This window comes from Citrobacter sp. NCU1 (assembly GCF_010231475.1).
Taxonomy (GTDB): domain Bacteria; phylum Pseudomonadota; class Gammaproteobacteria; order Enterobacterales; family Enterobacteriaceae; genus Citrobacter_D.
Genome location: NZ_NRDO01000006.1, coordinates 255,385 through 280,222, shown reverse-complemented (window position 1 = coordinate 280,222; position 24,838 = coordinate 255,385). Strand labels below are relative to the sequence as shown.

The 24,838-nt window shown below is 50.9% G+C and carries 20 protein-coding genes; 3 read left to right on the top strand and 17 right to left on the bottom strand.

All coding sequences use genetic code 11. From position 1 onward, the window contains the following. Window positions 1-3,753, bottom strand: a 3,753-nt coding sequence (locus tag CJP72_RS03635) for an Ig-like domain-containing protein (protein WP_162379530.1), incomplete at its 3' end; no start/stop codon positions are given. A gap of 38 nt (window positions 3,754-3,791) precedes the next feature. Continuing rightward, window positions 3,792-5,156, bottom strand: coding sequence for a TolC family outer membrane protein (locus CJP72_RS03630; protein ID WP_162379529.1), 1,365 nt, complete (start codon window positions 5,154-5,156; stop codon window positions 3,792-3,794). Between the two features lie 382 nt (window positions 5,157-5,538). Between CJP72_RS03630 and CJP72_RS03625 the strand changes: the two genes are divergently transcribed. Both CJP72_RS03625 and CJP72_RS03620 read left to right on the top strand, forming a co-directional pair. Next, window positions 5,539-7,695, top strand: coding sequence for a type I secretion system permease/ATPase (locus tag CJP72_RS03625; protein ID WP_162379528.1), 2,157 nt, complete (start codon window positions 5,539-5,541; stop codon window positions 7,693-7,695). Next, on the top strand, window positions 7,695-8,873 hold the full coding sequence (locus tag CJP72_RS03620; RefSeq protein ID WP_162379527.1) for an HlyD family type I secretion periplasmic adaptor subunit: 1,179 nt from the start codon (window positions 7,695-7,697) through the stop codon (window positions 8,871-8,873). The genes CJP72_RS03625 and CJP72_RS03620 overlap by 1 nt, the downstream gene beginning before the upstream one ends. A 405-nt stretch (window positions 8,874-9,278) precedes the next feature. Here the strand turns inward: CJP72_RS03620 and CJP72_RS03615 are convergent, their stop codons facing one another. The 3 genes from CJP72_RS03615 to gss form a co-directional block, all read right to left on the bottom strand. After that, window positions 9,279-9,689, bottom strand: coding sequence for a hypothetical protein (locus CJP72_RS03615; RefSeq protein WP_162379526.1), 411 nt, complete (start codon window positions 9,687-9,689; stop codon window positions 9,279-9,281). A gap of 232 nt (window positions 9,690-9,921) precedes the next feature. Then, window positions 9,922-10,422, bottom strand: a complete 501-nt coding sequence (locus tag CJP72_RS03610) for a hypothetical protein (protein ID WP_162379525.1) — start codon at window positions 10,420-10,422, stop codon at window positions 9,922-9,924. A gap of 618 nt (window positions 10,423-11,040) precedes the next feature. After that, window positions 11,041-12,900 (bottom strand): bifunctional glutathionylspermidine amidase/synthase, encoded by a 1,860-nt coding sequence (gss, locus tag CJP72_RS03605; RefSeq protein WP_162379524.1) that lies wholly within the window; start codon window positions 12,898-12,900, stop codon window positions 11,041-11,043. Between the two features lie 237 nt (window positions 12,901-13,137). Between gss and yghU the strand changes: the two genes are divergently transcribed. After that, window positions 13,138-14,004, top strand: coding sequence for a glutathione-dependent disulfide-bond oxidoreductase (gene yghU, locus CJP72_RS03600; protein ID WP_162379523.1), 867 nt, complete (start codon window positions 13,138-13,140; stop codon window positions 14,002-14,004). 102 nt (window positions 14,005-14,106) lie between these two features. Here the strand turns inward: yghU and CJP72_RS03595 are convergent, their stop codons facing one another. The 12 genes from CJP72_RS03595 to CJP72_RS03540 form a co-directional block, all read right to left on the bottom strand. Further along, complete coding sequence (locus tag CJP72_RS03595; protein ID WP_162379522.1) at window positions 14,107-14,799, bottom strand: molybdate ABC transporter substrate-binding protein; 693 nt, start codon at window positions 14,797-14,799, stop codon at window positions 14,107-14,109. After that, window positions 14,799-15,851, bottom strand: coding sequence for an ABC transporter substrate-binding protein (locus CJP72_RS03590; protein ID WP_162379521.1), 1,053 nt, complete (start codon window positions 15,849-15,851; stop codon window positions 14,799-14,801). Before CJP72_RS03590 ends, CJP72_RS03595 begins: the two co-directional genes overlap by 1 nt. Before the next feature lie 79 nt (window positions 15,852-15,930). Then, a complete protein-coding gene (gene hybG / locus CJP72_RS03585; protein WP_162379520.1) occupies window positions 15,931-16,179 on the bottom strand; it encodes a hydrogenase maturation factor HybG in 249 nt (82 codons plus the stop codon). 27 nt (window positions 16,180-16,206) lie between these two features. After that, complete coding sequence (hypA, locus tag CJP72_RS03580; protein ID WP_162379519.1) at window positions 16,207-16,548, bottom strand: hydrogenase maturation nickel metallochaperone HypA; 342 nt, start codon at window positions 16,546-16,548, stop codon at window positions 16,207-16,209. Further along, window positions 16,541-17,029, bottom strand: a complete 489-nt coding sequence (gene hybE / locus CJP72_RS03575) for a hydrogenase-2 assembly chaperone (protein ID WP_162379518.1) — start codon at window positions 17,027-17,029, stop codon at window positions 16,541-16,543. Before hybE ends, hypA begins: the two co-directional genes overlap by 8 nt. After that, window positions 17,022-17,516 (bottom strand): HyaD/HybD family hydrogenase maturation endopeptidase, encoded by a 495-nt coding sequence (locus CJP72_RS03570; protein WP_162379517.1) that lies wholly within the window; start codon window positions 17,514-17,516, stop codon window positions 17,022-17,024. The genes hybE and CJP72_RS03570 overlap by 8 nt, the downstream gene beginning before the upstream one ends. Next, complete coding sequence (gene hybC / locus CJP72_RS03565) at window positions 17,516-19,219, bottom strand: hydrogenase 2 large subunit (protein WP_162379516.1); 1,704 nt, start codon at window positions 19,217-19,219, stop codon at window positions 17,516-17,518. The genes CJP72_RS03570 and hybC overlap by 1 nt, the downstream gene beginning before the upstream one ends. After that, window positions 19,216-20,394 (bottom strand): Ni/Fe-hydrogenase cytochrome b subunit, encoded by a 1,179-nt coding sequence (gene hybB / locus CJP72_RS03560; protein ID WP_162379515.1) that lies wholly within the window; start codon window positions 20,392-20,394, stop codon window positions 19,216-19,218. Before hybB ends, hybC begins: the two co-directional genes overlap by 4 nt. Further along, a complete protein-coding gene (gene hybA / locus CJP72_RS03555; protein WP_162379514.1) occupies window positions 20,384-21,370 on the bottom strand; it encodes a hydrogenase 2 operon protein HybA in 987 nt (328 codons plus the stop codon). Before hybA ends, hybB begins: the two co-directional genes overlap by 11 nt. A gap of 2 nt (window positions 21,371-21,372) precedes the next feature. Further along, window positions 21,373-22,491, bottom strand: coding sequence for a hydrogenase 2 small subunit (gene hybO / locus CJP72_RS03550; protein WP_162379513.1), 1,119 nt, complete (start codon window positions 22,489-22,491; stop codon window positions 21,373-21,375). 188 nt (window positions 22,492-22,679) lie between these two features. Then, a complete protein-coding gene (locus CJP72_RS03545; protein WP_162379512.1) occupies window positions 22,680-22,967 on the bottom strand; it encodes a DUF2623 family protein in 288 nt (95 codons plus the stop codon). An 84-nt stretch (window positions 22,968-23,051) separates the two neighbouring features. Beyond that, window positions 23,052-24,692, bottom strand: a complete 1,641-nt coding sequence (locus tag CJP72_RS03540) for a methyl-accepting chemotaxis protein (protein ID WP_162379511.1) — start codon at window positions 24,690-24,692, stop codon at window positions 23,052-23,054. Window positions 24,693-24,838 lie beyond the last annotated feature (146 nt).

The following is a 24,838-nucleotide window of genomic DNA, read 5'->3' as shown; positions in this document are numbered from 1 at the left end:
CAGCGCCGCCAGGTCCGCTGCCGGCACCGTGACTGCCCAGCGCATATCTGCCGTCACCGTGGCAGTATAGGTTTTGCCGTTCAGCGTAATGATGACGCGGTCGCCTTCCGCAGCACCGGTCACGTTACCGCTCAGGGTCTGGTCTGCCGCCACTTCGGCAGCATTGAGAATGTCATCACCCAGCGCATCAATGGTGATAACCGGGTTCCGGCTGTCCACGCTGAACGCATGCGTTGCCGTCGTGCTGTTACCCGCCGCATCCGTCGCCGTGGCCGTCAGCGTCAGGCCGCCTTCCGGCAGTTTCGCCACATCAGCCGCCGGAACCGTGACGGACCAGCTGCCGTTGCTGACGGTCGCGGTATATTCTTTGCCATTAAGCATCACGTTGATGCTGGCGACGTCAGTACCGCAGGTACCGCTCAGCGTCAGGTCAGCCCCTTTCTCCGCCGCGTTGACGGTATCGTCCGCCGTGACAGTATTGACCGTCAACGCTGGACCGGCCAGGTCTGTCGTAATGTTATGCGTCGCGCTGCCGCTGTTTCCCGCCACATCGCTGACAGCCGCCGTAATGCTACCGCTGTCGGCCAGCAGCGCCATATCCGCAGCCGGTACGCCCACACGCCAGTTTCCGCTGGCATCCAGCGTCGTGGTATACGTCTTGCCATTCAGCGTCACCGTCACAATGGCACCGGCCATCGCGCCTGTCGCGCTTCCGCTGATAATCTGCGCCACACCGTGCTCAGCGCTGTTAATCACATCATCGCTGGCAAATTTATCAATCGTAATGACCGGGGCACTGATATCCACCGTAACATTGCAGGGCTGGCTTTGTCCGGTCGCGCCATTACTGGCCGTAACCTGAGCACTGACACTGACGGTGCTGCCCTCTGTCAGTAAGGCTAAGTCGGTCTTCGGAACCGTGACCGACCAGGTAAAGTCAGCGTTTACCGTCGTGGTATATTTTGTGCCATTGAAAGTGACTTCTACGGTATTGCCCGGCGTGGCATTAATCACCTGCCCCGTGATAATTAAATCACTGGCCGCTTCTGTCGCATTAATACTGTTATCCGTCGCAACAGGGTGGATAACAATCGCCGGCGCGGTGTCATTATCCACCTGCACAGGATGCGGCGTAGCGTTTGTGCTGTTGCCCACAGCATCAGTTGCCACTGCAAAAATGGTGATATCCCCGGTCGGTATTGCACCGATTTCGCCTGGATTGAGCGCCACTGACCAGGTCGTGCCATCCACGACTGCATCATGTGAAATACCCGCAATAATCACCTTGACGGTAACCGTACCCGCTTCGCAGGTGCCATTAATCGTCAGAGTCTGTTCTTTTTCCACCGCATCAATCACATCATCGCCAGAAACCGTGCTGATAGTGACGGCCGGCCCGGTCAAATCAATGGTGATGTCATGTGAACCCTGCCCAATATTACCCACAGGGTTGACGATATCCACCGTGATAACCTGCATGCCATCCGCCAGTGCGGTGATGTCTTTCGCCGGGAGACCCACGCTCCATGTGCCGTCAGCTTTGGTAGTGGTGGTGTAATCTTTACCGTTCAGGTGAACTGTCACCAATGAACCGGCTGGCGCATTCGTCGACGAACCACTGATAATCTGGGCAGTTGCGTGTTCCGTGGCGTTGATGATGTCATCGCTGGCTACCGTGTTAAGGGTGACCGTTGGTCGGGTGGTGTCTACTGTTAGCGTGAGGGAACTCTGTGCAGTAATATCACTGCTGTTGGTGATGGAGGCCTGAATAATCTGAGTACCCTGGGACAGCGCCGACAAATCAGCGGAAGGAATGGAAATCGTCCAAACCAGCGCACCTTGTGCGCTTTCCGTCACTGTAGTGGTGTACTCACGCGCGCCGATTTTCACCGTTACGATATCGCCAGCCTTCGCGTTGAACACTTGACCGGACAGCACCTGACTCTCTCCAGCCTCGGAGGCGTTGAGGATATTGTCACCCGCAAAGGTATCAATAGAGATGGCTGGGGTAATGAAACTGTCAACATGCAGCAAACGGGAGGAGACGGTGCTGTTCTCTGTACTGTCGGTTGCTGTGGCAACAACGATCAGATCGCCGGAAGGCAGCGCGGCGGTTTGGGCTGCGCTCAACGTAACCGACCAGGTATTTCCGCTTACCGTGGCGGTATAGACTGCCCCCCCGATCAGAAGCGTAACACCGATGACGTCCGTCCCGCAGGAACCACTGATGGTCAGTGGTTCCTGTTTTTCAATAGCATCAATGATGTCATCTGTGGCCAGGGGATCGATGGTGACAGCGGGTCCCATCAAATCGACCTGTACATCATGGGTTGCCGTGCGAGTGTTACCTGCAGCATCCGTCACGGTGGCGCTGAGGGTAATTTTCCCCTCAGCAAACGCCTGCATATCCTCGGCGGGGACCCCCACTTGCCACTTGCCGTTGGCATCTACCGTGGTTGTGTATGTTTTACTGCCAATTGTGACACGAATACTGTCGCCAACCATTGCACCAGAAGTTGTACCGCTGATGACTTGCGCCTGCTGATGTTCATTTTTGTTGATGATGTTATCCGCAGTGATACTGTCAATCGCCACGGAAGGCGCCAGCGTGTCAATCATAAAGGAACCTGCGCCCTCACCACAGTTTCCGCAGTAGTTGACTACGCTGGCGGTATAGGACTGGTTGCCTTCAGCCAACGTGGCAAGATCCGCTGCAGGAAGAACAATCGCCCAGCTCAGGTCGTCCTGAATCACCGCCTGATAGGTATGTCCATTGAGTGTAAGAACCAGAATATCGTCTGGTCGCGCGCCAGCTACGCTCCCTGAGAGCGTTTGTCCCTGATGGATCTCTTGCGCGTTTAAAATATTGTCGCCGATACCTTTGAACGTAATCACTGGTAGACAGGTATCAACCACAAAAGAGGTTCCCGTCTGTGCGATCACTGTACTGGAATTCTGCGCGTCGAATGCATGTACGCTGACAGTACAAAGCCCATCAGAGATAGCACTGACATCCGCAGCAGAAAGCGTGACACACCACGATCCATCCGCACCCGACACGCAGCGATAGTCCTTACCGTTGACTGTCACGACAATAGGGGTACCTGCGGCTAAGTCGCTGGTGCCATTAAGAGTCAGCGGCTGATGCGAGAGCTCCGCATTGATGATACCGCCATGTTCAACCGAATTAACCTCAATCAGGTAAGCCTTACTCGTGCCGCCATTGTCCGGATCTTCATGATGATTATCACTGCTGTCACCACCACCGCCGCCACTACCGCCTCCAGCCGCAACCCCGACCGCGCCGCCAGCCAGAAGCCCCAAACCACCCCACAACCACATGGGGTCGATGCCACTATGTCCCGTTTCCATCAGGGGCGATAAGCCCTGAATAGTCTCCGTTTCAGACGGTAATGTGAGATTCCCTGTAACGGAATCTGGGACATCCGTTTTGAAAACAATCTGCTCAAATTCGGCATTCTGAGACTCAAAAGCCAGTCGGTTATCTTCAGACGCAAAGTAGTCCCGACACTCAATGACAGAACCATCTTCAAGATAAATGAGCAGGTCGCTGCCGCGACGCTCATAACGCAACACAGCCCCGGATAAAGCATGAACCAGCACAATGCTGTTAGGCGATACTGCCAGGGTGATGTCCCTGCCTCCTTCGAAATGGGTCACTTTCGCGCCATTACGCGGTACAATATCAACGAGATGTTTAGCCATTGCAGGTGAGGTTTTCATCATATTCATTTTCCGAATTCTGTGCTGAGTTCAAACGGTACGAGCCCTTAGGGCTCAATACGCAGTTGTTTGAGCAAGGTATTTGTGTTGATTGAGTAAGAAACAGCGGCTTGTTCAACGTCGAAAGTGGCTGAGGTCACCGCCTGTTCGGCCTGAAAGACATCCTGCTCCACGCTGAGCAGATCGTTCAGACTGCGCGCGTTCAATGTGTATTCATTACGGTAAACTTCCCGAGTCTTCAGGGCCGCTTTCAACTGTTGTTCGCTATTCGTTTTGCGTGCGATAGCACCTACCCAGTCATCGTGAAAGCTGTCAATACGTTGTTTTGCGTCCATTTTTTCCTGATTAACTCGGGCTTCCGCGCCCAACACATCACCTTGTGCCTGCTCAATCTGAGAAGAAACAATGCCTCCCTGATAGAGAGGGACGCTCACGTTTACCGTTATGTGGTCATCCCAGGAAGACTCTGAAGAAGAGCCGTTCTGACCATAGGAGTGATCGGCGCGAAGAGAAACGGACGGCATGTGCCCTGCTTTGGCGCGGTCGACGCCATATTCGGCAGATTTTTTGTCTGTTAGTGCCGCTTTTACCGCAGGCAACGTGTCGTAGTCGTCAGTATTGAAAGGGACAAGAGGGGTATTAAATACCTCGGGTATCGATGAAAGGCTCACAGCATTAATGCCGGTCAGGATGGCCAGTTGACGCATCGCCAGCACATGCTGATAACGAAACTCTTCCAGCGAGGTCTGCATGGCAATGGCGCGGGTCTGGGCCTGAAGGACATCGGAGGATGAACTCAACCCCGCGCCAGCACGCAATGTAGCCATTTTTTCAACGCTTCGTAATGAAGCGATATTTTCTTCCGCAACCTGAATAAGCTTCTGATAACGGTTTGCTCTTACATAGAGCAAGGTCACTTTTTCGGCGATGGTATTTAATGATGCCTGCAGTCTAAAGGTGTCCGCAGCCGCTGTCGTCTCAGCCTGTTTAATGGTATTTGTGGTTCGTCCAAAATCATAAAGTAGCTGAGAAACACTCACGCCATAACTTTCAGTATCCTGGTTGTCACTGGACACAAGATCGCGGCTGGCGCCATTAACAAACACCTGTGGCAACCATGCGCCCTTACTCTCGCTTATCTTTGCCGTATCAACATCCATGGTCGCCCTAATTTCTGCCATTTCAGGGCTTATGCTGATGGCTGAAACGATGCTGTCCTGCAGGGATATTGAGGCGGATTTGGGCTGATGACTCGCGGAGGAGGTGCAGTCAGGCAGGCACTCGTCAGATGGCAAAGAAGCGGCATGCGCTCTGCATGTCAGCACCAGACATAATGTAAATGTTGCAAGTGTGAAATTATCTTTAATAGCCTTAAAGATAATCCACCCAGTTTTCACTTTAATATTCTTCACTAAAGATTTCCAACATGAATTTATTACCGACATTAACCCCTCAATGCAACCTTTAAAAAACAAATGCAGTTATCAGGTAATGATATGTCGATGCAGGGCTTGTGCCGATGATTAACGTTTATTAGACATTCTCTGTTGGCGAATCTCAAACAATGGAGAGTCCAAAAATAGACAATTAACGAACCTAAAGAGTCCAAAAAAAGACCATAAAAAAATATTGTTCAGTGTTTCTATAAAATAACATTACGCTCCTGAAGAATAGTAAAAGCACCACCGACACATTAATATGTATTGTCAATTAATCAAATACAGTCACCCCGACTCAAAAAGAGCGTTCCGGGCAGGAAACGCCTTTTGCCTCAAACAGTAAAAGGTTCCACTAATGAATCAACACACTAGCCTGGTCGAGTCCTGGCTCACTGCAATGGTTTTTGTCGCAAGACATTACCGCCTGGATTATTCAGAAGAAAATGCCAGAGTGGCAATGCAGTGGGATAAGAGTCACGCCATCGGTTCAACGCTGGAAAATATGGCACGCCAGTTAAGTCTGGCTATCCATCTGACCGCCTTCAAACCCAAAATGCTTGATCCCTGGCGTATGCCGCTTGTGGTTGAGTTTTCAGAGGGGCAAGTTGGCGTTCTGACCAAAATGGATAATCAGGGAAACGTCAGTATCATTTTTGATGAAGACAATAGTCTGGAAAGTAATTTTAGTGCACAGGAAATCGCGTCCAGAATTAAAAGAGTCGCCATTCTCCGCCCGCTAACGTCCATCCCTGATGCACGCGTTGACAACTATATTAAGCCTTATCGCAGTAACTGGTTCTGGAAACTGGCATTGCGGGACTGGTCACGCTATTTTGATATTTTTGTAGCAGCGCTCGTAGCAAACGTGTTGGCACTGGCTGGAACCCTGTTCTCCATGCAAGTGTATGATCGGGTTGTACCGGCACAGTCGGAACCGACACTCTGGGTTCTTTTTTTCGGTGTTTTATTAGCTCTGGGTTTCGAATTTATGATGCGAATTATTCGTGTTCATATCGCCGATGTTATCGGTAAGAGAGCAGACTTAAGAATATCCGATCAGGTTTTTGGTCATGCATTACGCATCAAAAATAGTGCGCGGTCAAAATCAACTGGATCGTTTATTTCACAAATCCGCGAACTGGAATCCGTACGTGATTTAATTACCTCAACGACGATCAGTACCGTTACCGATCTTCCCTTCTTCTTTTTATTTTTTGCTATTATCTGGAATATTGGCGGTCCGCTTGCTTATGTTGTGTTAACAGCCCTACCGTTATTAATCATCCCTGGGATTATAATTCAATTTCCGCTTTCAAAATTATCCAGCGAAGGGATGCGAGAGTCCGCCATCCGTAATGCGGTTCTTGTTGAATCCGTTCAATGTATTGAAGATATTAAACTTCTGCGCGCCGAGCAACGTTTTCAAAATCAGTGGAATCACTCCAATAATGTTTCTTCATCCATCGGGATGCGACAACGCTTTCTGACCAGTCTTTTGATGACCTGGACCCAGGAAGTTCAGTCCATTGTCTATGCTGTTGTGTTGCTGGTCGGTAGCTTCCTGGTCATAAAAGGTGATATGACAACAGGGGCGCTGGTAGGTACATCCATGCTGGCCTCAAGGGCGATTGCCCCCCTGGCGCAAATTTCGGGAGTCCTTGCACGTTGGCAGCAGGCAAAAGTCGCGAGAAAAGGGCTGGACGAATTAATGCGTCGTCCTGTCGATCAGGAAGAAAGTAATAAGTTTGTTCATAAGCCTCTTCTTCAGGGACACTATCAATTACAGGACGCAGTATTTTATTACGATGAAGAGACCAAAATTCCTGACATTGCAATTTCTAAGCTGAATATTAATGCAGGAGAACGTATCGCCATTCTTGGAAAAAACGGTGCGGGAAAATCCACATTACTGCAGATACTATCGGGAATGCAGACCATTCAGCAGGGTGAACTACTTATGGACAATATTTCCATGCGTCACCTTGATCCTGCCGATGTTCGTCGTGACGTTGGCTACCTGAACCAAAATGCCCACCTCTTTTTTGGGTCGATTTACGAAAACCTGACGATGGGACGCCCGCAAGCAACAGATGAAGAAATTCACCAGGCTTTGCAGATAAGTGGAGCCCTGCCTTTTGTTCAACGCCAAAAAAATGGTTTGAACTACATGATTATGGAAGGCGGTTACGGATTATCCGGCGGCCAGCGTCAGGCATTGTTACTGGCCAGAACGCTGCTTTGTCAGCCCGAAGTCTTGCTGCTGGATGAACCGACGGCAGCCATGGATGAGGTATGCGAGCAGCATGTTATCGATCAACTGACATATTGGTTAGGGCATCGCACACTCATTGTTGCAACACATCGCCTGGCACTACTGCGCATGGTTGACCGCATTATTGTCATTGATAATGGTCGCGTCATCATTGATGACAGCAAAGAGAAAGTACTGAATCAATCGCAGTTGTCTGCCGCGGCAGCCAGCAATGTTGCTCTGCGGGGAGGAAAAAAATAATGGCGCAATCTTCTGCCGTCTCTCAGGATTTGATGACTCAGCCGAAGCTGGGGCGCTCAACATTGCTGGTATGGACAATTTTCATCATGCTGGCCGGTTTTCTTTTGTGGGCAAAATTTTTCACCCTGGATGAGGTCAGCACGGGAAGTGGTAAAGTTGTCCCTTCTTCACGTGAACAAGTCGTGCAATCTTTAGAAGGTGGCATCATTTATCAACTGAACATCCGTGAAGGCGATATTGTTGAACGTGGACAATTGTTGGCTGAACTGGACAGAACCAAAACGGAATCCAGCGTTAAAGAGAGTGCTTCTCGCCTGAAGGCGGGTATCGCACGCGCCGCACGTCTTGACGCAGAAGTGAATAGCCACGCGTTAATTTTTCCGGCTGAAGTGGCTGACGATGCCGTGCTGATCAAAACAGAAACCGATCTGTATAACACGCGAAAAGCAGCGCTTGAAGAGGGGGTGAGCGGATTAAAAGAAGGCATCAGCCTGGTCAGGCAACAATTGAACATGACTGAACCGTTGGTCAGGCAGGGGGCCGCGAGCAGTGTTGAAGTTCTGCGCCTTAAGAGCCAGCTAAACGATATGCAAAATAAAGCCTTAGACCTTAAATCCCAGTTTTTTGTCCGTGCCCGCGAAGAGCTAACCCGTGCGAATGAAGAGGTGGAAGCGCTGAGACCCGTGATGCGGGGTCGTGAAGATTCACTGACACGCATGAAGCTCTATTCCCCGGTTCGGGGTGTGGTAAAAAATATAGAAGTCACCACCGTTGGCGGCGTCCTCCCACCTAACGGCAAGTTACTGACATTAGTGCCGATCAATGATCAGATGCTGATTGAAGCTCGTATATCACCACGTGATGTGGCATTTATCCACCCAGGACAACAGGCCACCGTAAAAGTCAGCGCGTACGATTATTCCATCTATGGTGGATTGCCGGGGGAAGTAACGATGATTTCTCCTGATACAATTCAGGACGACGTCAGACGTGATGTTTATTATTATCGTGTCTATATTCGCACAAAAGCGAATTATCTTGAAAATCGTAAAAAGGAACATTTCCCTATATTCCCTGGTATGGTTGCAACCGTCGATATCAAGACAGGTAACAGAACCGTTCTGGATTACCTCATCAAACCGCTGAATAAAGTCGGAGAAGCACTCAGGGAACGTTAAGATTACACCTCTGCACACGCCGGTGAAGTTTGAGTGAGCGATCCTGCCTGCGCAATGTGGACACAGTCCTCTGCGAGGCTCAGGTTTTCAAACTGTTCCGGCTGAGATTCATACAGACTAAGTTGACGGGCTGCGGCGACAACACTCATGCGCTTCGCGAGTTTCCTGACGAAACTCTGGCAGGTGCTGCTTTTAGGGGGACTTATTGGTTGATACGGGTTTGCCATGAGCCGCCTCTGATTGAGAGTTTACTCATTGAGTCCTGTGTCCACTATTGGCGGGTAAGATAAGATCATTTCATCATATTCAGTGCTGGAACAACGGGATGGAATACGATCATGGCAAGCTGAAACGGATAATCAATGCGTTGTATGGGCATTCAAGAGACTTGCTCACATCCTGAGATCAACATCCATCCACGGTGAATGACAGTGCGATGAATTGACCATCGATACCTAATGGTGAAATTAACATTGGCTGGACTGAATGATATGTTCCTGTTTTCGACTTATCCGAGAAACAGATGGTGTAATCAACAACACCGTCTCTGTTCTTGTCTTTTTTCTCTATAACGCTAAATGTATAGATCCAGTCATTATTCTCCAGCGAGAACCCATTACTAAAATACTCAGGAGCAGGGAGCCCTGCCTGACGTAAATAGACCATTTCTTTCGTTCTCTTTGGCATCAGAGAACTTCGAAAAGTCGAGATGTTTAATTTATCGTATAGAGTTTGCAGTTCTGGCAGTGTGAGTATTTGATCTTTAGCTATGGCAGGAAATGAAAGCAGCAAAAAAGCGACACTTATAATTTTCATAGCAATCCTTTAAAGTATTTTTCTCCACACGAGTCTGATCGTAAGTTAAAAAGAAAAATAGGGCAAGCAGGATAAACCAGTGCATGCCCTACCCGTATGTGAAACGTCGGATTGCCATGATGTATAGCGTACCGCCATAAAGACACTAACAACCGCCGTTTCTTAAAAAATCATGATTTTTTTACCCCGCCACACCATTGCAACTCACGGTATACCAGGCAGGAAATGCTGATCAGCGCTGCACAATAGTGACGTTATTTTGTGAACCACTTTGACTCACATATGCTGAAGCTGCTGTATTTTGAGTAATATTCACGGAACTGCCTGTCGCACCGATTTGTTGAACGTGAACTGTTCTTGCATCACGAGAATCAGTACCTAAATCCATAGACCCCTGATTAATGGTAATATCACTGTTTGAGGTTGCGATATCCTGTTGCACATCAGCCATATCATTTCCACCATTCTGGGAGATCGACAGGCTATTATTATTACCATTTTGCTTGATATCTGCCGTATTCCCTGCATTTACCTGAGTAATCGAGACACGGTTATTTACGCCCCCCTGCTCGACAGTTGCCGTATGGCGAGAAGCGCTTTGCATATGGGTAGCTGCTCCACTCTGATAAATTTTAGTCGTTTTAACTACCGCCGGAGTCACCGTAAAATCTGCTGCCAATACACTGCCAGAAATAACAAATAAAAAAGCTGCAACCAGTTTAATAAAATGCATTGCTAATACCTGTCTGTTGACTGTTAGTAAATAGAAAGTGATGTTACTTTTCAAATGATATTATTTATACCTGATAAACAATATAAATTAACATAATCAAATACGCTTGACCAATCCATAATTAAAAACAAACTCAGTATTGCCGGGCGTTATTTTATTTATCAGGAATATTTTTATATGAGGGTACAACAGTATGAGAACGTCTTGTTAACTCATGTCGTTATATATTGAATTAGGTGGCTGAAGGTCTTGACCAATCACTTTTCATGATGGGAATAATATCACACTTTTTATTTTTTGCTCAAAAATAACACAGCACATGATGCGAAAACACTCTGAAAGTAGTATTGCCTTAATTAAATTAACTGAAAAATTGAAATAATTTACGCCCCATCGCTCGGATATCAGTGACTCAATGAAAATCAGCGTATAACTTCAGTTAAATATATCGCCACTCAACACTAAATTCCGTAATTTCAAGGGGGATGCTATTCCGGGATTGGGAATGCCACATCAACATGCCCACCAGGAGGTCGTTTTTCGCGTGTTGAGATTGAAACCACCTTTATGAATCAGCGGCGGCAAACAACCACCGCTGATTTCTCTTAAAACGCGAAACTATGCCTTCACAACGATCAAGGGTTCTATATCGCTCTCTTTCTTAATCACCAGTGATTCGTCGCCACGCAGGCAGGTGCCGCCATAGTTGCCACCAACGGTGAACGTACAGACCTGAATGTACTTACCCGCTACGTTTGGCAGACACCAAAGCTGCTGGTAAATGTTCTTCTGCTCTGCAAATTTGCCGCTGGTTTTATCCAGTAGCTCTTCCTGATGACTGACCAAATCGATGTTGCTGCCACAGCGGCCTGCGATCGGCTTCACCGCATATCCTGTCTGTACCAGTTCATCGTTAACAGTGAAATCTGTATCAAGCAGATAGCGATGATGTGGGAACAGTTGCCACAGAATCGGCAGGATAGCTTTGTTGCCGGGAATCATTGTCCACAACGGCTCGAAGACTAAAACTTCCGGGCGCAGTAGCACATCAATCAGTCGAACTTCCTGATGGGTATGTCCGGTGCGGATCGGTACCGCAGCGTATTCGGTTTCACTGACCTCACGCACCTGTTCAATGGCCGTTTCCCACGCCCAGGTTTTCCAGACACAGTTCACCAACCGATTATCGCCATCAATCAACTGACCGGCATCATCCCAACGCAGTTCATCCAGACCACGCAGGATCTTGCTTTCAAACCCCGCCTGATGCAGCGCTTGCTGCATAAACTGCGCATGATAGTTCTCCTCAATATCCTTATCCTGCATGATATGCACAAAAGGACGCGCATGGCTGTGCTTCCAGGCTCCCGCCAGTTCGTTGATCAACCCCTCCGCCGGATTATGCCCCGTCCCTTTATAGCCCTGCTCTGCCCATCTTTCGAGGATCAAACCGGCCTCGGTATGACACGACGCGGAATCAGCGTTGTATTCGTATACCTTCAGCCCACGTTCATCCATGCAAAAATCCATACGACCGGTGATCATATGGTGGCGACGACGTTGCCAGGAGAGCCGCAAACGCGGCCAGAGGATTTTCGGGATATCAAACAGTGCCAGCAGGTTGTCATCTTTCAGCACTTTGTCAGTCGCATGCAGGTACATCAAATGTAACTCATTGGTCGCTTTGATCAGCTCCTGCTCTGCGCTCTCAGTAATGGTGAAATACTGGTGCGGATCCTGATTGATCACATGACCGTTCGCCTGCACATAGGCTTTCTGCAGCGGATCCAGTTCATTGAGCCATTTACCGTCAAACTGCCCTGTGTCTTCCAGACGCGCACCACGGATCTTCAACGCGTCGTTGGCGATCTCAGGTTGCGGCAGGCTATAGCTCGTATCATCCGTTTGGATCATCCAGCCCAGAATGGTGGTGTCATCAAAGGTGTCTCGAAGGGTATAGCACCCGTTCTCTATCACCAACTCCAGTTCACGGGTCCACTGCTGACCCGGGGGAAGCGGTGTGTGGATCACGTTCTGTTCAGCAATGCGAACTTTGGTGCCCAATAGCTGAGTAATGATCGCCACATGGCCAGTGTCTTTGAACTCACCGCCTTTTTGCCAGATCAGCAGTGCGCCCGCGACCGGCGCCCGGGGAGAACCATTAGGAAAAGCCTGTAACGGCAGGATGTTGTCATTCACCACTTCACGCAGGAAGCGCAGCGAGAAGATTTCCCACGCCATTCCAACATCAGTGAACACAACACCATAATTAAGAAAGAGAAAACGGCGGGCGAACTCAACGCACTGCCATTTGTGGCCCATATATTCGTCGTCAATGTAGCTGCGAAAAGCAGCATCATCATCGTAGTCCCGTGGGTCGAGGGAGCTGTAATCTGAAGAGTAGATCGCCACGCCACCGGGGGCGTAGCCCAATAATGTCCCGAAAGGGGCATCCTGACTGGTCGTTCCTTTGCTCATGCACCTTACCTCAAAACAATACAGCCTGAGCAGCCTGGCGTGAATTTTTCGCTCTGATTGCCTGCTCTGCGACACTAACCGGACAGAGGTCGACTTATCATACACCTCAACGAAGCGGATGGCGTTCAGTGGCGAAAAATTCACAATCGGTGGCTATCTTAATGTCCCAATCGGTTAAATGCGGACGTGCTGAACTGCTACACTGCTTCAACACAACTCCTCAGAAGGCAGGTCAACATGTCCGATAACACTTATCAGCCCGCGAAAGTCTGGACGTGGGAAAAATCCAACGGCGGCGCGTTCGCCAATATCAATCGCCCGGTCTCTGGCCCAACCCATGAAAAAACGCTGCCTGTTGGCCAACATCCGCTACAGCTCTACTCCCTGGGAACGCCTAACGGCCAGAAAGTGACAATCCTGCTGGAAGAGCTACTGGCGCAGGGCGTAACCGGAGCAGAATATGACGCATGGCTCATTCGCATTGGCGAAGGCGATCAATTCTCCAGCGGTTTTGTCGAGGTCAATCCAAATTCGAAGATCCCGGCGTTATGCGATTATTCGCTGACCCCGCCTTGCCGCGTGTTCGAATCGGGCTCTATCCTGCTTTATCTGGCGGAAAAGTTTGGCTATTTCCTACCGCAGGATCTGGCAAAACGCACTGAAACCCTGAACTGGCTGTTCTGGCTCCAGGGCGCGGCGCCGTTCCTCGGCGGTGGTTTCGGTCATTTTTATCACTATGCGCCAGTGAAAATTGAGTACGCCATCAATCGTTTCACCATGGAAGCTAAACGTCTGCTGGATGTACTGGATAAGCAGTTAGCGCATCACCAATATGTCGCGGGGGATGAATACACCATTGCCGATATGGCTATCTGGCCGTGGTTCGGCAACGTTGTGTTAGGTAACGTTTATGATGCAGCGGAGTTCCTGGATGCGGGCAGTTATCAACACGTACAGCGTTGGGCGAAAGAGATTGCTGAGCGCCCGGCAGTGAAACGCGGGCGGATTGTCAACCGCACCCACGGACCGCTGAACGAACAGCTTCATGAACGCCATGACGCCAGCGACTTTGACACACAGACCGAAGACAAGCGTCAGAGCTAAACCAGAATGCCGGATAAGGCGTTTACGTCGCCGTCCGGCATGAGATTGCCTGATGGCGCTTTGCTTATCAGGCCGACAAGTTTGTCCTTGCACATCTGGCATTTACCGAAATCCGTGTTGCATGAGGATTTCCCCGGCTTGTGGTGAAAGCAGAAAGTCTGAAAACGGCTTACCCCGTTCACTCAAACACGCAAAACCGTACTGTACAACTGGGTTATAAGGCTCCGGTATCGCCATGATTTTTAGCGTATCAATCTCACGCAATCTGGGCGCATAGCTGGCGTAGCCGATAAAGATATCGGTGTAGTCGTTGTTGATTAACCACTCTGCAGCCAGCCTGCCCGCCGGAAGAGCTAATGTGTCCCTGCCGCCGACTAACGCCACCGCGCGCTTCCGGGCTCGTTCTCCTGCCTCGCCCATGAGTGAAAAGAGTTGTTGGGTGTAATCGCCAGAGGGATCGCATCCCGCCGTCGAAGTACCCATCCGCAAATCCGGGCGCGTCAGCAGTGACTCCCAGTCATCCTCTTCCCGCACAACCGCCTTTCGCACAGTCAGGCACAGGCGATTGGTGGTGAATGGCGCGATAAACAGCGCGCGCCCGGCATTCAACAGCGTCTGTGGATGCACCAGATTTGCCGAGGCAAAAAAGTCGCACGGCTCCCCCTCTTCAATCCGCTCACGCAGCAACCCCGCAGGACCAAAATCGCAGGATATATCCCGCCTTTCTTGCGTCTGAAAACACGCCATCAGCGGTCCCCAGGCAGCGCGTAAACTCCCCGCAGCCAGGATGCGCATCAGTTAATCCCCTGATAATCAGTACGATAAAAACGCTGATACCAGTCATTGGCTTCTTTACGCATATCAATATCCTGAAACTTCTGTGGATAGAGCTTTTTCGCCATCCACAATTCACCGATGCCCATCGCTTCCGGCATCGGGTAGCCCCAGGCTTTGGCGTAGTCCGGCATCAGGTATACGCGGTGATGTTTCACCGCATCAATCACCTGCCACTGTGGGCTTTGCAGGATCTCATCGACCACTTTCGGATAGCGATCCTGTACGAAGATCACCTGCGGGTTCCAGGCAATCACCTGTTCCATAGCCACCGGTTTGAAGCCTTTAATCGTGGCAGCCGCCACATTCAGCGCCCCCGCATGCGCCATCATCAGACCGGTATATTTACCGGAACCGTAGGTGGTCAAATCCGGGTTCGCCATATAGGCGCGAACACGCTGATTTTCAGGAATAGCCTGCAGACGATCGCTGACCTTTTTACGCCCTTCATCCGTTGCCGCAATCAGCGCCTTCGCCTCTTCCGGCTTGTTAACGATATCGCCGATAAGCGTAATACCTTCACACAGACCCCGATCGTAAGCCCGCTCTTCATCTGCCATCGTCGGATTCATTTTGGTCTGTTCAGCAGCGGTATCATGACGCAGAGAAATCGCCACTACCGGAATGCCGAGGTGGCTTATCTTATCGATCATCTCCTGTGGTGCGTAGTTCGTGACAAACACGACCTGTGGCTGCAGAGCCACCAGCATTTCGGCGTCCACATGGGTTAAATCCCCCAGGGCAGCTTTCTTTATCAGTTCCGGAGCCAGCCGCGCGTAACCATCGCCAAGCTGTTGTTTCCAGTTCGCCATCACGCCCACAATTTTGTCGGTGGCATTCATCTGTACCAGCAGGTTTAGCGTCTGATGCTGAAGCACGACCACGCGATCCACGGACTCCGGGACAGTCACCTGGCGGCCAAGTTGATCGGTAAATGTGCGGTCTGCCTGAGCCATGAATGGCAGGGAAAAAAGTAACGCCAGCAAGGAAAGCTGGCGTAAGGATTTAAGCATGGGAATGTCCTCACTATCGATATATAACAAAGTATACAGCGATATAAGAACACTTAAAAGATCGTCACATCAGGGGTTATCAGGCGCTGGTAACGTCATACTCCATACGGCGTAGTGCGTCTAATGTGGCTTTGGCTTCCTCTTCGTCGATGATACTCATCGCAAATCCCACATGCACCAGCACCCACTGCCCGACCAGCTCAGCAGGATCACCTTCACATATCAGCGCAATGTTGACATCACGCTTGATGCCACACACTTCAACCTGCGCAAGCTGGTGAATATCTTCACCGACGGCCAACACCTGACCCGGAACTCCAATACACATAGTTAACCACCTGGAATGTACAACGGGTTATTCAACTTCAATACTTTTTACTTTCAACGTATCACCGGTTTCAACACGCAGACGGTCGCCATGACAAAGCGGACACTGCGCGTCATGTTGGGAGATTTCAACTACCTGGCTACAATCCCAACACCAGGCCTGAGCCGGTTTGTAGTCGATGTGAAGTTCACATCCCTGCGCAACCGTACCCTGACAGACGATATCGAAACTGAAACGTACAGCACTCTCTTCAACGCAAGAGAGTGCCCCGATCTCCAGCCACACGCCGGTGACCCGCTTTACGCCATGTTGCTCAGCCTGCTGCACGATGATCTCAACCGCGCTCTGACACAGGGACAACTCATGCATTTTCGCAGTTCCGACGGCCCAGCAGCAGCGCACGGCGATTTAGCTGTGGCGCGTCAGGATTGCTGACCGGCAACGACAGCAGCATCCGCGCACAGTCGTCCGCCAGACGGACCCCTTCTTCAGCCGACATGCTGTGATTGAGCGGCGACATCAGCGAACAAGAGAGATACTGCGAAATGCCTTCCAGTTCGCCGACGGTAAAGGTCATTGTACCGTAAGGCAGTCGCAGCCCCATTTTTTCACTGACTTTACGCTGCGGCCAGAGTTGATCCGGCCCTGGGAAAATCAGCGCACTCAACATCCACGGGGTGATAACACACCCCGTCCACTGACCTTCAAATAGCGTGAAATCAGAGACGTACACCGGCATGTTCGGATGCAGAAAAGAGAGATCGTGCATCGAACGCTGAGCAATCTCCTCAAACGCGGCCTGAACCTGCGCCTTCGGGGCAGTCTGGAACCCTAACAACTCCTCAGACATGCGTCGCCTCCCGTGGGATGGCTTCAACACCTGATTCGCGCAGCGCGGCAAGAACCTGCTCTAAAGCAGGTTCAATCATCGCTTCCACTGTCGGCGTTAAGCCAATATGCGGTTCCAGCGATTCCGGAATAACACCAACCAGCGTCAGTTTCTTCGGAAATTCGTCGGTGAAGCGAAGGGCCGACAAGACGTCGGCCAGGCCAAGCTGGTGCGGTGAGATTTTGTTAGTAAACAGCGCCGGAATCTCTTCATCCCGTAGGATCATCATGGTTCCCGGTGTGTTTTTTCTCGACACAATGGCGTCAGCAATGATCAGATGATCTCTGTTCGCCATATCGCCGAGAAGCTCCATTCCCGCCGTGCCGCCATCGAGGATATCAACGAAATCCGGCAGCACATATCGCTGTTCTAACGCTTCAACGATACGTACTCCGATGGCTTCATCGGTCAGCAAAATATTGCCGACCCCTAAGACTAATATCCGCATTACAGAACCTTAACTGAGACGACTTCGTTCCCGTCAACGTCCACCACATGCACCGCACATGACATACAAGGGTCGAAGGAGTGAATGGTACGCACCACTTCCAGCGGTTTGTTCGGATCGGCGATCGGCGTCCCAACCAGCGAGCGCTCATACGGACCCACTTCGTCATTAAAGTTACGTGGGCCAGAGTTCCAGGTTGACGGTACAACCGCCTGGTAGTTGCTGATAATGCCGTCTTTAATCACCATCCAGTGAGAAAGCATACCGCGTGGCGCTTCCAGGAAGCCAACACCTTTGAATTCGCCGGTTGCCGGAATATTCGGTTTCACGAAGGTCGTGTGGTCACCTTTACCGATGTTCACAATCAGCGCGTTATACTGATTCTGCAACACTTTCTGCAGTTCACAGCAGTGAACGGTACGACCAATGATACGGCCCAGCGTCGAATGCAACTGCGCCACTTCGATCGTTTTACCGGTCAGCTTGGTGTAAATCGCAATGATTTCATTCAGCTTGGCATGGGTAGACTCGCGTTTTGCCGCCAGTTTACACAGCAGGTTGGCCAGCGGCCCCACTTCGACGGTTTTGCCGTAGAAGGTTGGCGCTTTAACCCAGGAGTATTTGCCATCATCTGACCAGCCGTTGTAGTCCGGAACTGTTGTCCCTTCCCACGGTGCTTGCGGTGCTTCGTCTTTGTACCACGCGTGTTTCGCACTCTCCTGAATCCCTTTGATCAGGTATTCATCGGAATGAGAGGTGATCGGACGATAAGTCGACAGATCCGCATCCGTGATGTACCCACCAGGGAACAGGAAGCTACCGTTCTTACCATCCGTCGGGAATTCCGGCGCGCTCAGGTAGTTCACCGCACCCTGGCCGCGTTCCAGCCACTCAGGATAGAACGCCGCAATCACGGCGGTATCCACCTTGTAAACCTGCTCAACAAAGTCGCTCAGCTTATCGATGAAGGACTTAATGTACATCAGGCGTTCAAGGTTCAGCACGCCCAGACCGTCCAGATTGATCGGGTTCGCAACCCCACCAACTGCCAGGTTCTGAATGTGCGGTGTTTTACCGCCCAGCAGCGCCACGACGCGGTTTGCATCACGCTGGCATTCCAGCGCCTGCAGGTAGTGCGCCACTGCAATCAGGTTCACTTCCGGCGGCAGTTGCATCGCCGGGTGACCCCAGCAACCATTAGCAAAAATGCCTAACTGACCGCTGGCAACCAGATCTTTAATCTTGTTCTGAACCTTCGTGAACTCTTCCGCGCTGTTCAGGTGCCAGGTCGACACGCCGTTCAGCATCGCCGAGGCTTTCGCCGGATCGGCTTTCAGTGCGGAGGTGATGTCCACCCAGTCCAGCGCAGACAACTGATAGAAATGCACGATATGGTCATGCGTGGTGTGCGCTGCCAGAATGATGTTACGGATGTACTGTGCGTTCACGGGAACATCAATATTCAGCGCGCTTTCTGCTGCACGCACGGAAGAGATAGCGTGAGTCGTGGTGCACACACCACAAATACGCTGCACAATCATCCACGCATCACGCGGATCGCGGTTTTTCACGATCTCTTCCATGCCGCGCCACATGGTGCCGGACGCCCATGCTTTTGATACCACGCCATTTTCGATTTCGCAGTCGATGCGTAAATGCCCCTCAATACGGGTTACCGGATCAATAGTAATTCTCTGGCTCATGCTTTGCTCGCCTCATGACGATTTTGATCGTTTTGCTTTAAAGGAGGAAGTATCGGCAGTAGACGAATGAGTACGATATATGCGCAAATCTCAATAGCCACAAAACCAATAGAAATCAACAGTTCTTCCCAGGTCGGGAAGTAGTGGTAGCCGCCGCCTGGATTGAATGCCACCAGCGAGTAGGACAGACGCCATGTTGCACAACCTAACAACGCGCTCAGCGCGGACAGGTACAACATGCGAGAGTCGTTACGCAGTTTCGCGACACGCAGCACCACCAGCGGGAAGACCATCAGAACAACTTCAAGCCAGAACATGGCGGAGTAAAAATCGCCCGCAAAGGCATACGAAAGTTTGTCCCGATAGACCAGTTCGCCAAAGCGCAGGACGAGGAAAATCGCCAGCAACACACTAATCGTGTTCGTCAGTTTCACGAACAGGCTTTTCTCATCCGGGCCGTTCCCTTTCAGACCTGCTTGTACCAGAGAACCCTCAAAGATGACGATCGAGAAGCCCATGATAAAGGCGGTCAATACCGAGAACAGCGGCAGCATTTCATAGCTTTGCCACAGCGGATGCACTTTAATCCCTGCAGAAATCATCAATGAACCCATTGAGGACTGGTGCATGGTCGGCAGCAGCGCGCCGAGGGCAATGATAAAGAACATCACTTTGTTCAGACGTTTGAGGGACACTTTCCACCCCAGACGTTCAAACAAGGCGGGGGCAAACTCCAGCGCCATGATGCCGATATAAATGGTCATACAGACTGCCGTCTCGAACAGTACCGAGTTCACGTTAAAGTGACCCGGAATGTAGAAGTACGGCAGGTTCCAGTAGCGACCAACGTCAATGGTGATTGACAGACCACCCAGGGAATAACCGAACAAGCTCGCCAGCAGTGCAGGGCGTACCAGCGGGTGATACTGTCCTTTATTAAAGACATATACCGCCCACGCCAGCGCCCAGCCGCCACAGGCGAAACCGGTGCCGATCAACAGGTCAAACGCGATCCACACGCCCCACGGGAATCCGCCATTCAGATCGGAGACTGACCCCAATCCGAAGACCAGACGTTTCACGATGAGGATCATGCAGAGGATGATAAGCGGCCCAAAAATAATGACCGGTTTGCTGACTATTTTTCCGCCCAGCGGTTTAGGATCATGACTCATGATCGTCTCCTCCGTCGTGATGGTCGTTTTTGGTGTTACGACGAACCAGCACGGTTAAGCCCGCCAGCACGGCCAGTGGTAGCATCATGCCTTTATACAGGGTGTGTTGAACATGTTCGGAACGTGCGCCCGTTGAAAGATCGGCCAGTTGTGGAAGATCCAGATTCTCATAAGGAACCCCCGTCAACACCAGTACCTGTGTACCGCCGCCCTCTTTTTCACCATACAGATGCGGGTAGTACTTCGGCACCGTATGCAGATAGGTATCGTCCGATTTCAACGTTTGGCGCGGATAGTGGTAGTCGCTGCCTGGTTTCAGTGCCAGACGTTTTTGCGCTTCCGCCATCAGCTCTTCACGCGTACCAAAAATGACCGCCCCGGCAGGACAAACTTCGACGCAACCTGGCAAACCGCCTTTATCAAGATGTTCAACACCTTTCTGGTTACACAGTTCACATTTATGAAGCGCACCAAACGGGTTGTTGTAGTCGTATTTCGGCACGTTGTAAGGACAGGCAACCATGCAGTAACGACAACCGGTACACACATCTTTGTCATAATGGACGATGCCGGTTTTAGGATCTTTTTTGAGTGCAGAGACCGGACACACAGAGACGCAGTTGGGATCGACGCAGTGCATACATTGTTTTTTAATGTACGCGTAGCCGTTCTCTTCCTGGTCCTTGTTAACGCCATCGCCACTACGCCACACCTGGATGATGTTATTGGTGTACGGCGACAGTTTGTCGTTATTAGACCAGGTCTGCTCCCCTTGCGGGTTACGCGCCGGGAAGTTGATATCCTGACACTTAGTCACACAAGCCTGACAGCCTACGCACAGCGTCGAGTCATACAACATCCCCAGCGATCCTGGGATTGGCGGGCGATTTTCGGCAGCTGCATAGCTGACAGACGGCGCGGCGCCTAGCAGCAATGCCCCGCTGGAGGCTGCTTTAATAAAGTTACGTCTGTTCACGGTTATTCTCCCCGTGAGTCAGCGTCATCTTTCTTTTGCTGACGCCCCAGTTCACGTACCGCCATCACGCTGACACCGGCAACCAGCCCAGCAACACCACCGAGCAACCCAATAGCGCTAGCAGAAACGTTGCCGCCCTCTTTCATGTTCACGTCAGGTTTTTCTGAACGCGGAGTTTGATTTTCCACATGAGCGAGCTGGTGGATACCTTTATGGAAACCAATGCCTTCTTCGTTACAACCGTAGCAAGGATGTCCAATCGCAACCGGCCACACACCGCCGACATCGCAGAACTGCAGCGTGGAGCAGTTACCCCAGGTTTCTGGTCCTTTACAGCCCAGATGGTAGAGGCACCAGCCTTCACGGTGGCCTTCATCGCCAAACTCTTTCGCAAAACGACCAGCATCAAAGTGCGGGCGACGTTCGCAATGTTCGTGGATCAAGCGACCATAGGCGAAGGTAGGACGATTTTTCGCATCCAGTTTTGGGGGTTTGCCATACGTAATAATGTGCGCAACTGTCGCAAGGAAGTTGTGCGGGTTAGGCGGACAGCCTGGGATGTTGATAATGGTTTTGCCCGGCAGCACTTCCTGCAAACCGACGGCACCCGTTGGGTTCACGCCCGCAGCAGCCACGCCGCCCCATGCAGCACAGGAGCCGATAGCGATAATCGCCGCCGCGCCTTCAGCCGCTCTGCGGATATGATCCACAATAGGCTCACCGGCAACCATGCAGTAAATACCGTTATCTTTTAATGGGATAGAACCATCGACGACCAACACATACTGCCCTTTATATTTCTCCAGAGCATTATGTTTGTTCTCCTCGACCTGATGGCCGAAGGCGGCGGAAAGGACCTCATGATATTCAAGAGAGATGGTCTCCAGAACAAGGTTTTCTACCGTTGGGTGAGTTGCCCGCAGCAGGGATTCGGTGCAACCCGTACATTCCTGAGCGCCAATCCAGATAACCGGTGGACGCTGAGGACGGGTAACCGACTCGGCCATTTCTGCGGCGGCTTTGCTACTCAGCCCCATCGTAGCGGCTAGTGCTGCACAAAGCTTCATGAAATCACGACGGTTAACGCCGTGAGAATTGGTGAGAGTATTATCTCCAGTCATTATATTGTTATTCCGTTGCAAAGACCTGGCTCTATTTTGCACCTATCGCAAAAACCATACTGCGATCGGTGCTCCATTTACCACACTTTCTTTATGGTTATGTATATTATGATACTGCGAGGGGACAATAAAACGAAGGTGTAAGGCAATAGTGTAATTAATTAAAGCAAGATAATACCCCTTTTGGATCAATCTTCGAGTCGATAGCCCGCCATGAAAAATCGAATTGTTGTATTCGACTGATTCTCTTTAAAGAAGTCCATCACCCTCTCTTTATCCAGTCCATAACGACGGGTCAGAATTCCCGCTTCCCAGGCGCTAAGTTGGCGATCGCCTGTTTTTTCAAACATGCGATGCGAAAAACCTAATACAAAACCACGTTTATAGTCGGAACAAAAATTCGCCACATTGCGTGCGCTGTCGGCATGTGATGCGTTTAACCCAGCCATCAAACCTTTGCCAAAATGATTTTTCATACAGCCTCCTAATCGCTATATGATTTATTATATAGCGATTTTTTAAACAAAGGCCAGTGGTATTGCGTACTTTCTTACGCCTGATTAAAAGGTTACCCACTCATCGGTTAAATCGGGAGCAGAAGCTCCGGTTTGGGTAGGGCCAGAGGCATTTTTTCCCGGCGGAGTCTGCGGCTCGCTATGGGAGAGGCGGAACCGTTGTACTGAGCGCTGCAACGCCTCAGTCTGACGTTCCAGCGCTGACGCGGCCGCTGAAACCTGCTCCACAAGCGCGGCATTTTGTTGGGTCACACTGTCCATCTGGGTGATCGCTACCCCCACCTGAGAGATGCCTTTGCTTTGCTCCTCGGAGGCCGATGCTATTTGCTTCATGATGGTCGTGACTTCCGTGACGCCCAGCAGTATGGCCTCCATGGTTGAACCGGTATCTTTCACCAGTTGCGCACCCTGCTCAACACGATGTGCTGATTCGGCAATGAGCGTTTCAATCTCTTTCGCAGCCCCCGCACTGCGGCTGGCCAGATTGCGCACTTCACCTGCGACGACCGCAAATCCGCGGCCTTGTTCGCCCGCTCTGGCGGCTTCAACGGCGGCATTTAACGCCAGGATGTTTGTCTGAAAGGCGATACTATTGATAACGCTAGTGATTTCGGCAATCTGTTTTGAACTTGCGGAAATACCGTCCATGGTATCAACCACTTCCGACACCAGCGCGCCGCCTTTTTCGGCGGTTGCCGATGCAATATCCGCAAGCTGGCTGGCCTGGCGCGCGTTTTCTGCATTCAGTTTTACCGTTGCAGTAAGTTGTTCCATGCTGGCAGCCGTCTCCTCCAGCGCGGCAGCCTGTTCCTCGGTGCGGGAAGAGAGATCGTTGTTACCGCTTGAGATCTCCGTCGCGCCGCGCCAGATATTGTCGCTGCCCGAGCGAATCGTGCTCACTGCTTCACGCAAACTGTCCTGCATTGCGCGGAGCAAAGGCATCAGTTGTCCCACGCAGTTACGCCCCAATTCCTCAACCGGCTGGCTGAGGTCTCCCTGCGCAATCTGGCGAAACTGCTGACGGATTCGCGCCAGCGGTTTCATCAGCAGTACCACAAGATAACGGTCAGTAAAAAGAAGTATCCCGATACCCAGAATCACGGCGGTGATGATCATCGTACGGATAACCGATGTTTTACCATCCACCATCACACGGGTGTGATCCAGTCGGGTCTCAGCTTCACGATTAAAACGTTCTACACTGGCACCAAACGCACGGCTTAAAGCAGGCGTCACGGTCGTTGCCTGCGCGCTCCAAGCCGCCTGAGAACCCTGCTTAGCCAGTTGCATTTGCGGCGTGATTCCCTTGTCCAGCAAGGCCTGCCAATTCGCCAGTACCGCAGCAGACACCTCCTGATCCATTGGACCCGGCGACAGCGTTTTCATCTCCTGGAGTTTTTTTCGCATATTATCAAGCGATTGCTGCGCAGGGGCGAAATCGGATATGCCGCCACCGATTTTAACGTCCATTGCACGGCTCAGACGGGTAACAAAGCGAAAATACTGATCGTTGCCCTGGCTAAGTACCGTCATCTGACGCACCAGATGTCGGTCAACTTCGTTCCCTTCCGTGACTTTAGATAAGGCATGGATGCTAAATACACCGACGCCCGACCAGAGCAGACAAAAAATACCCAGTATTGTCAGCATGACAATACGAATAGAGAGGTTTCGCAGTAAGTACATAAGAATTTCCTTGCCGTAAATGAAGGATTCGCCATCAGGCGTGACTTATGTTCGTTATCGGCAAAATGTGAAGAAGATATACTTACTTTTCATTTTTTATACTTTAAGAACATCCTCAATCACAATATTGAATAATATGCCAATGG

Coding starts and splice junctions, on each gene's coding strand:
- CJP72_RS03625 (WP_162379528.1), top strand. CDS start 5,539: ATGAATCAACACACTAGCCTGGTCGAGTCCTGGCTCACTGCAATGGTT.
- CJP72_RS03620 (WP_162379527.1), top strand. CDS start 7,695: ATGGCGCAATCTTCTGCCGTCTCTCAGGATTTGATGACTCAGCCGAAG.
- CJP72_RS03615 (WP_162379526.1), bottom strand. CDS start 9,689: ATGAAAATTATAAGTGTCGCTTTTTTGCTGCTTTCATTTCCTGCCATA.
- CJP72_RS03610 (WP_162379525.1), bottom strand. CDS start 10,422: ATGCATTTTATTAAACTGGTTGCAGCTTTTTTATTTGTTATTTCTGGC.
- gss (WP_162379524.1), bottom strand. CDS start 12,900: ATGAGCAAAGGAACGACCAGTCAGGATGCCCCTTTCGGGACATTATTG.
- yghU (WP_162379523.1), top strand. CDS start 13,138: ATGTCCGATAACACTTATCAGCCCGCGAAAGTCTGGACGTGGGAAAAA.
- CJP72_RS03595 (WP_162379522.1), bottom strand. CDS start 14,799: ATGCGCATCCTGGCTGCGGGGAGTTTACGCGCTGCCTGGGGACCGCTG.
- CJP72_RS03590 (WP_162379521.1), bottom strand. CDS start 15,851: ATGCTTAAATCCTTACGCCAGCTTTCCTTGCTGGCGTTACTTTTTTCC.
- hybG (WP_162379520.1), bottom strand. CDS start 16,179: ATGTGTATTGGAGTTCCGGGTCAGGTGTTGGCCGTCGGTGAAGATATT.
- hypA (WP_162379519.1), bottom strand. CDS start 16,548: ATGCATGAGTTGTCCCTGTGTCAGAGCGCGGTTGAGATCATCGTGCAG.
- hybE (WP_162379518.1), bottom strand. CDS start 17,029: ATGTCTGAGGAGTTGTTAGGGTTCCAGACTGCCCCGAAGGCGCAGGTT.
- CJP72_RS03570 (WP_162379517.1), bottom strand. CDS start 17,516: ATGCGGATATTAGTCTTAGGGGTCGGCAATATTTTGCTGACCGATGAA.
- hybC (WP_162379516.1), bottom strand. CDS start 19,219: ATGAGCCAGAGAATTACTATTGATCCGGTAACCCGTATTGAGGGGCAT.
- hybB (WP_162379515.1), bottom strand. CDS start 20,394: ATGAGTCATGATCCTAAACCGCTGGGCGGAAAAATAGTCAGCAAACCG.
- hybO (WP_162379513.1), bottom strand. CDS start 22,491: ATGACTGGAGATAATACTCTCACCAATTCTCACGGCGTTAACCGTCGT.
- CJP72_RS03545 (WP_162379512.1), bottom strand. CDS start 22,967: ATGAAAAATCATTTTGGCAAAGGTTTGATGGCTGGGTTAAACGCATCA.
- CJP72_RS03540 (WP_162379511.1), bottom strand. CDS start 24,692: ATGTACTTACTGCGAAACCTCTCTATTCGTATTGTCATGCTGACAATA.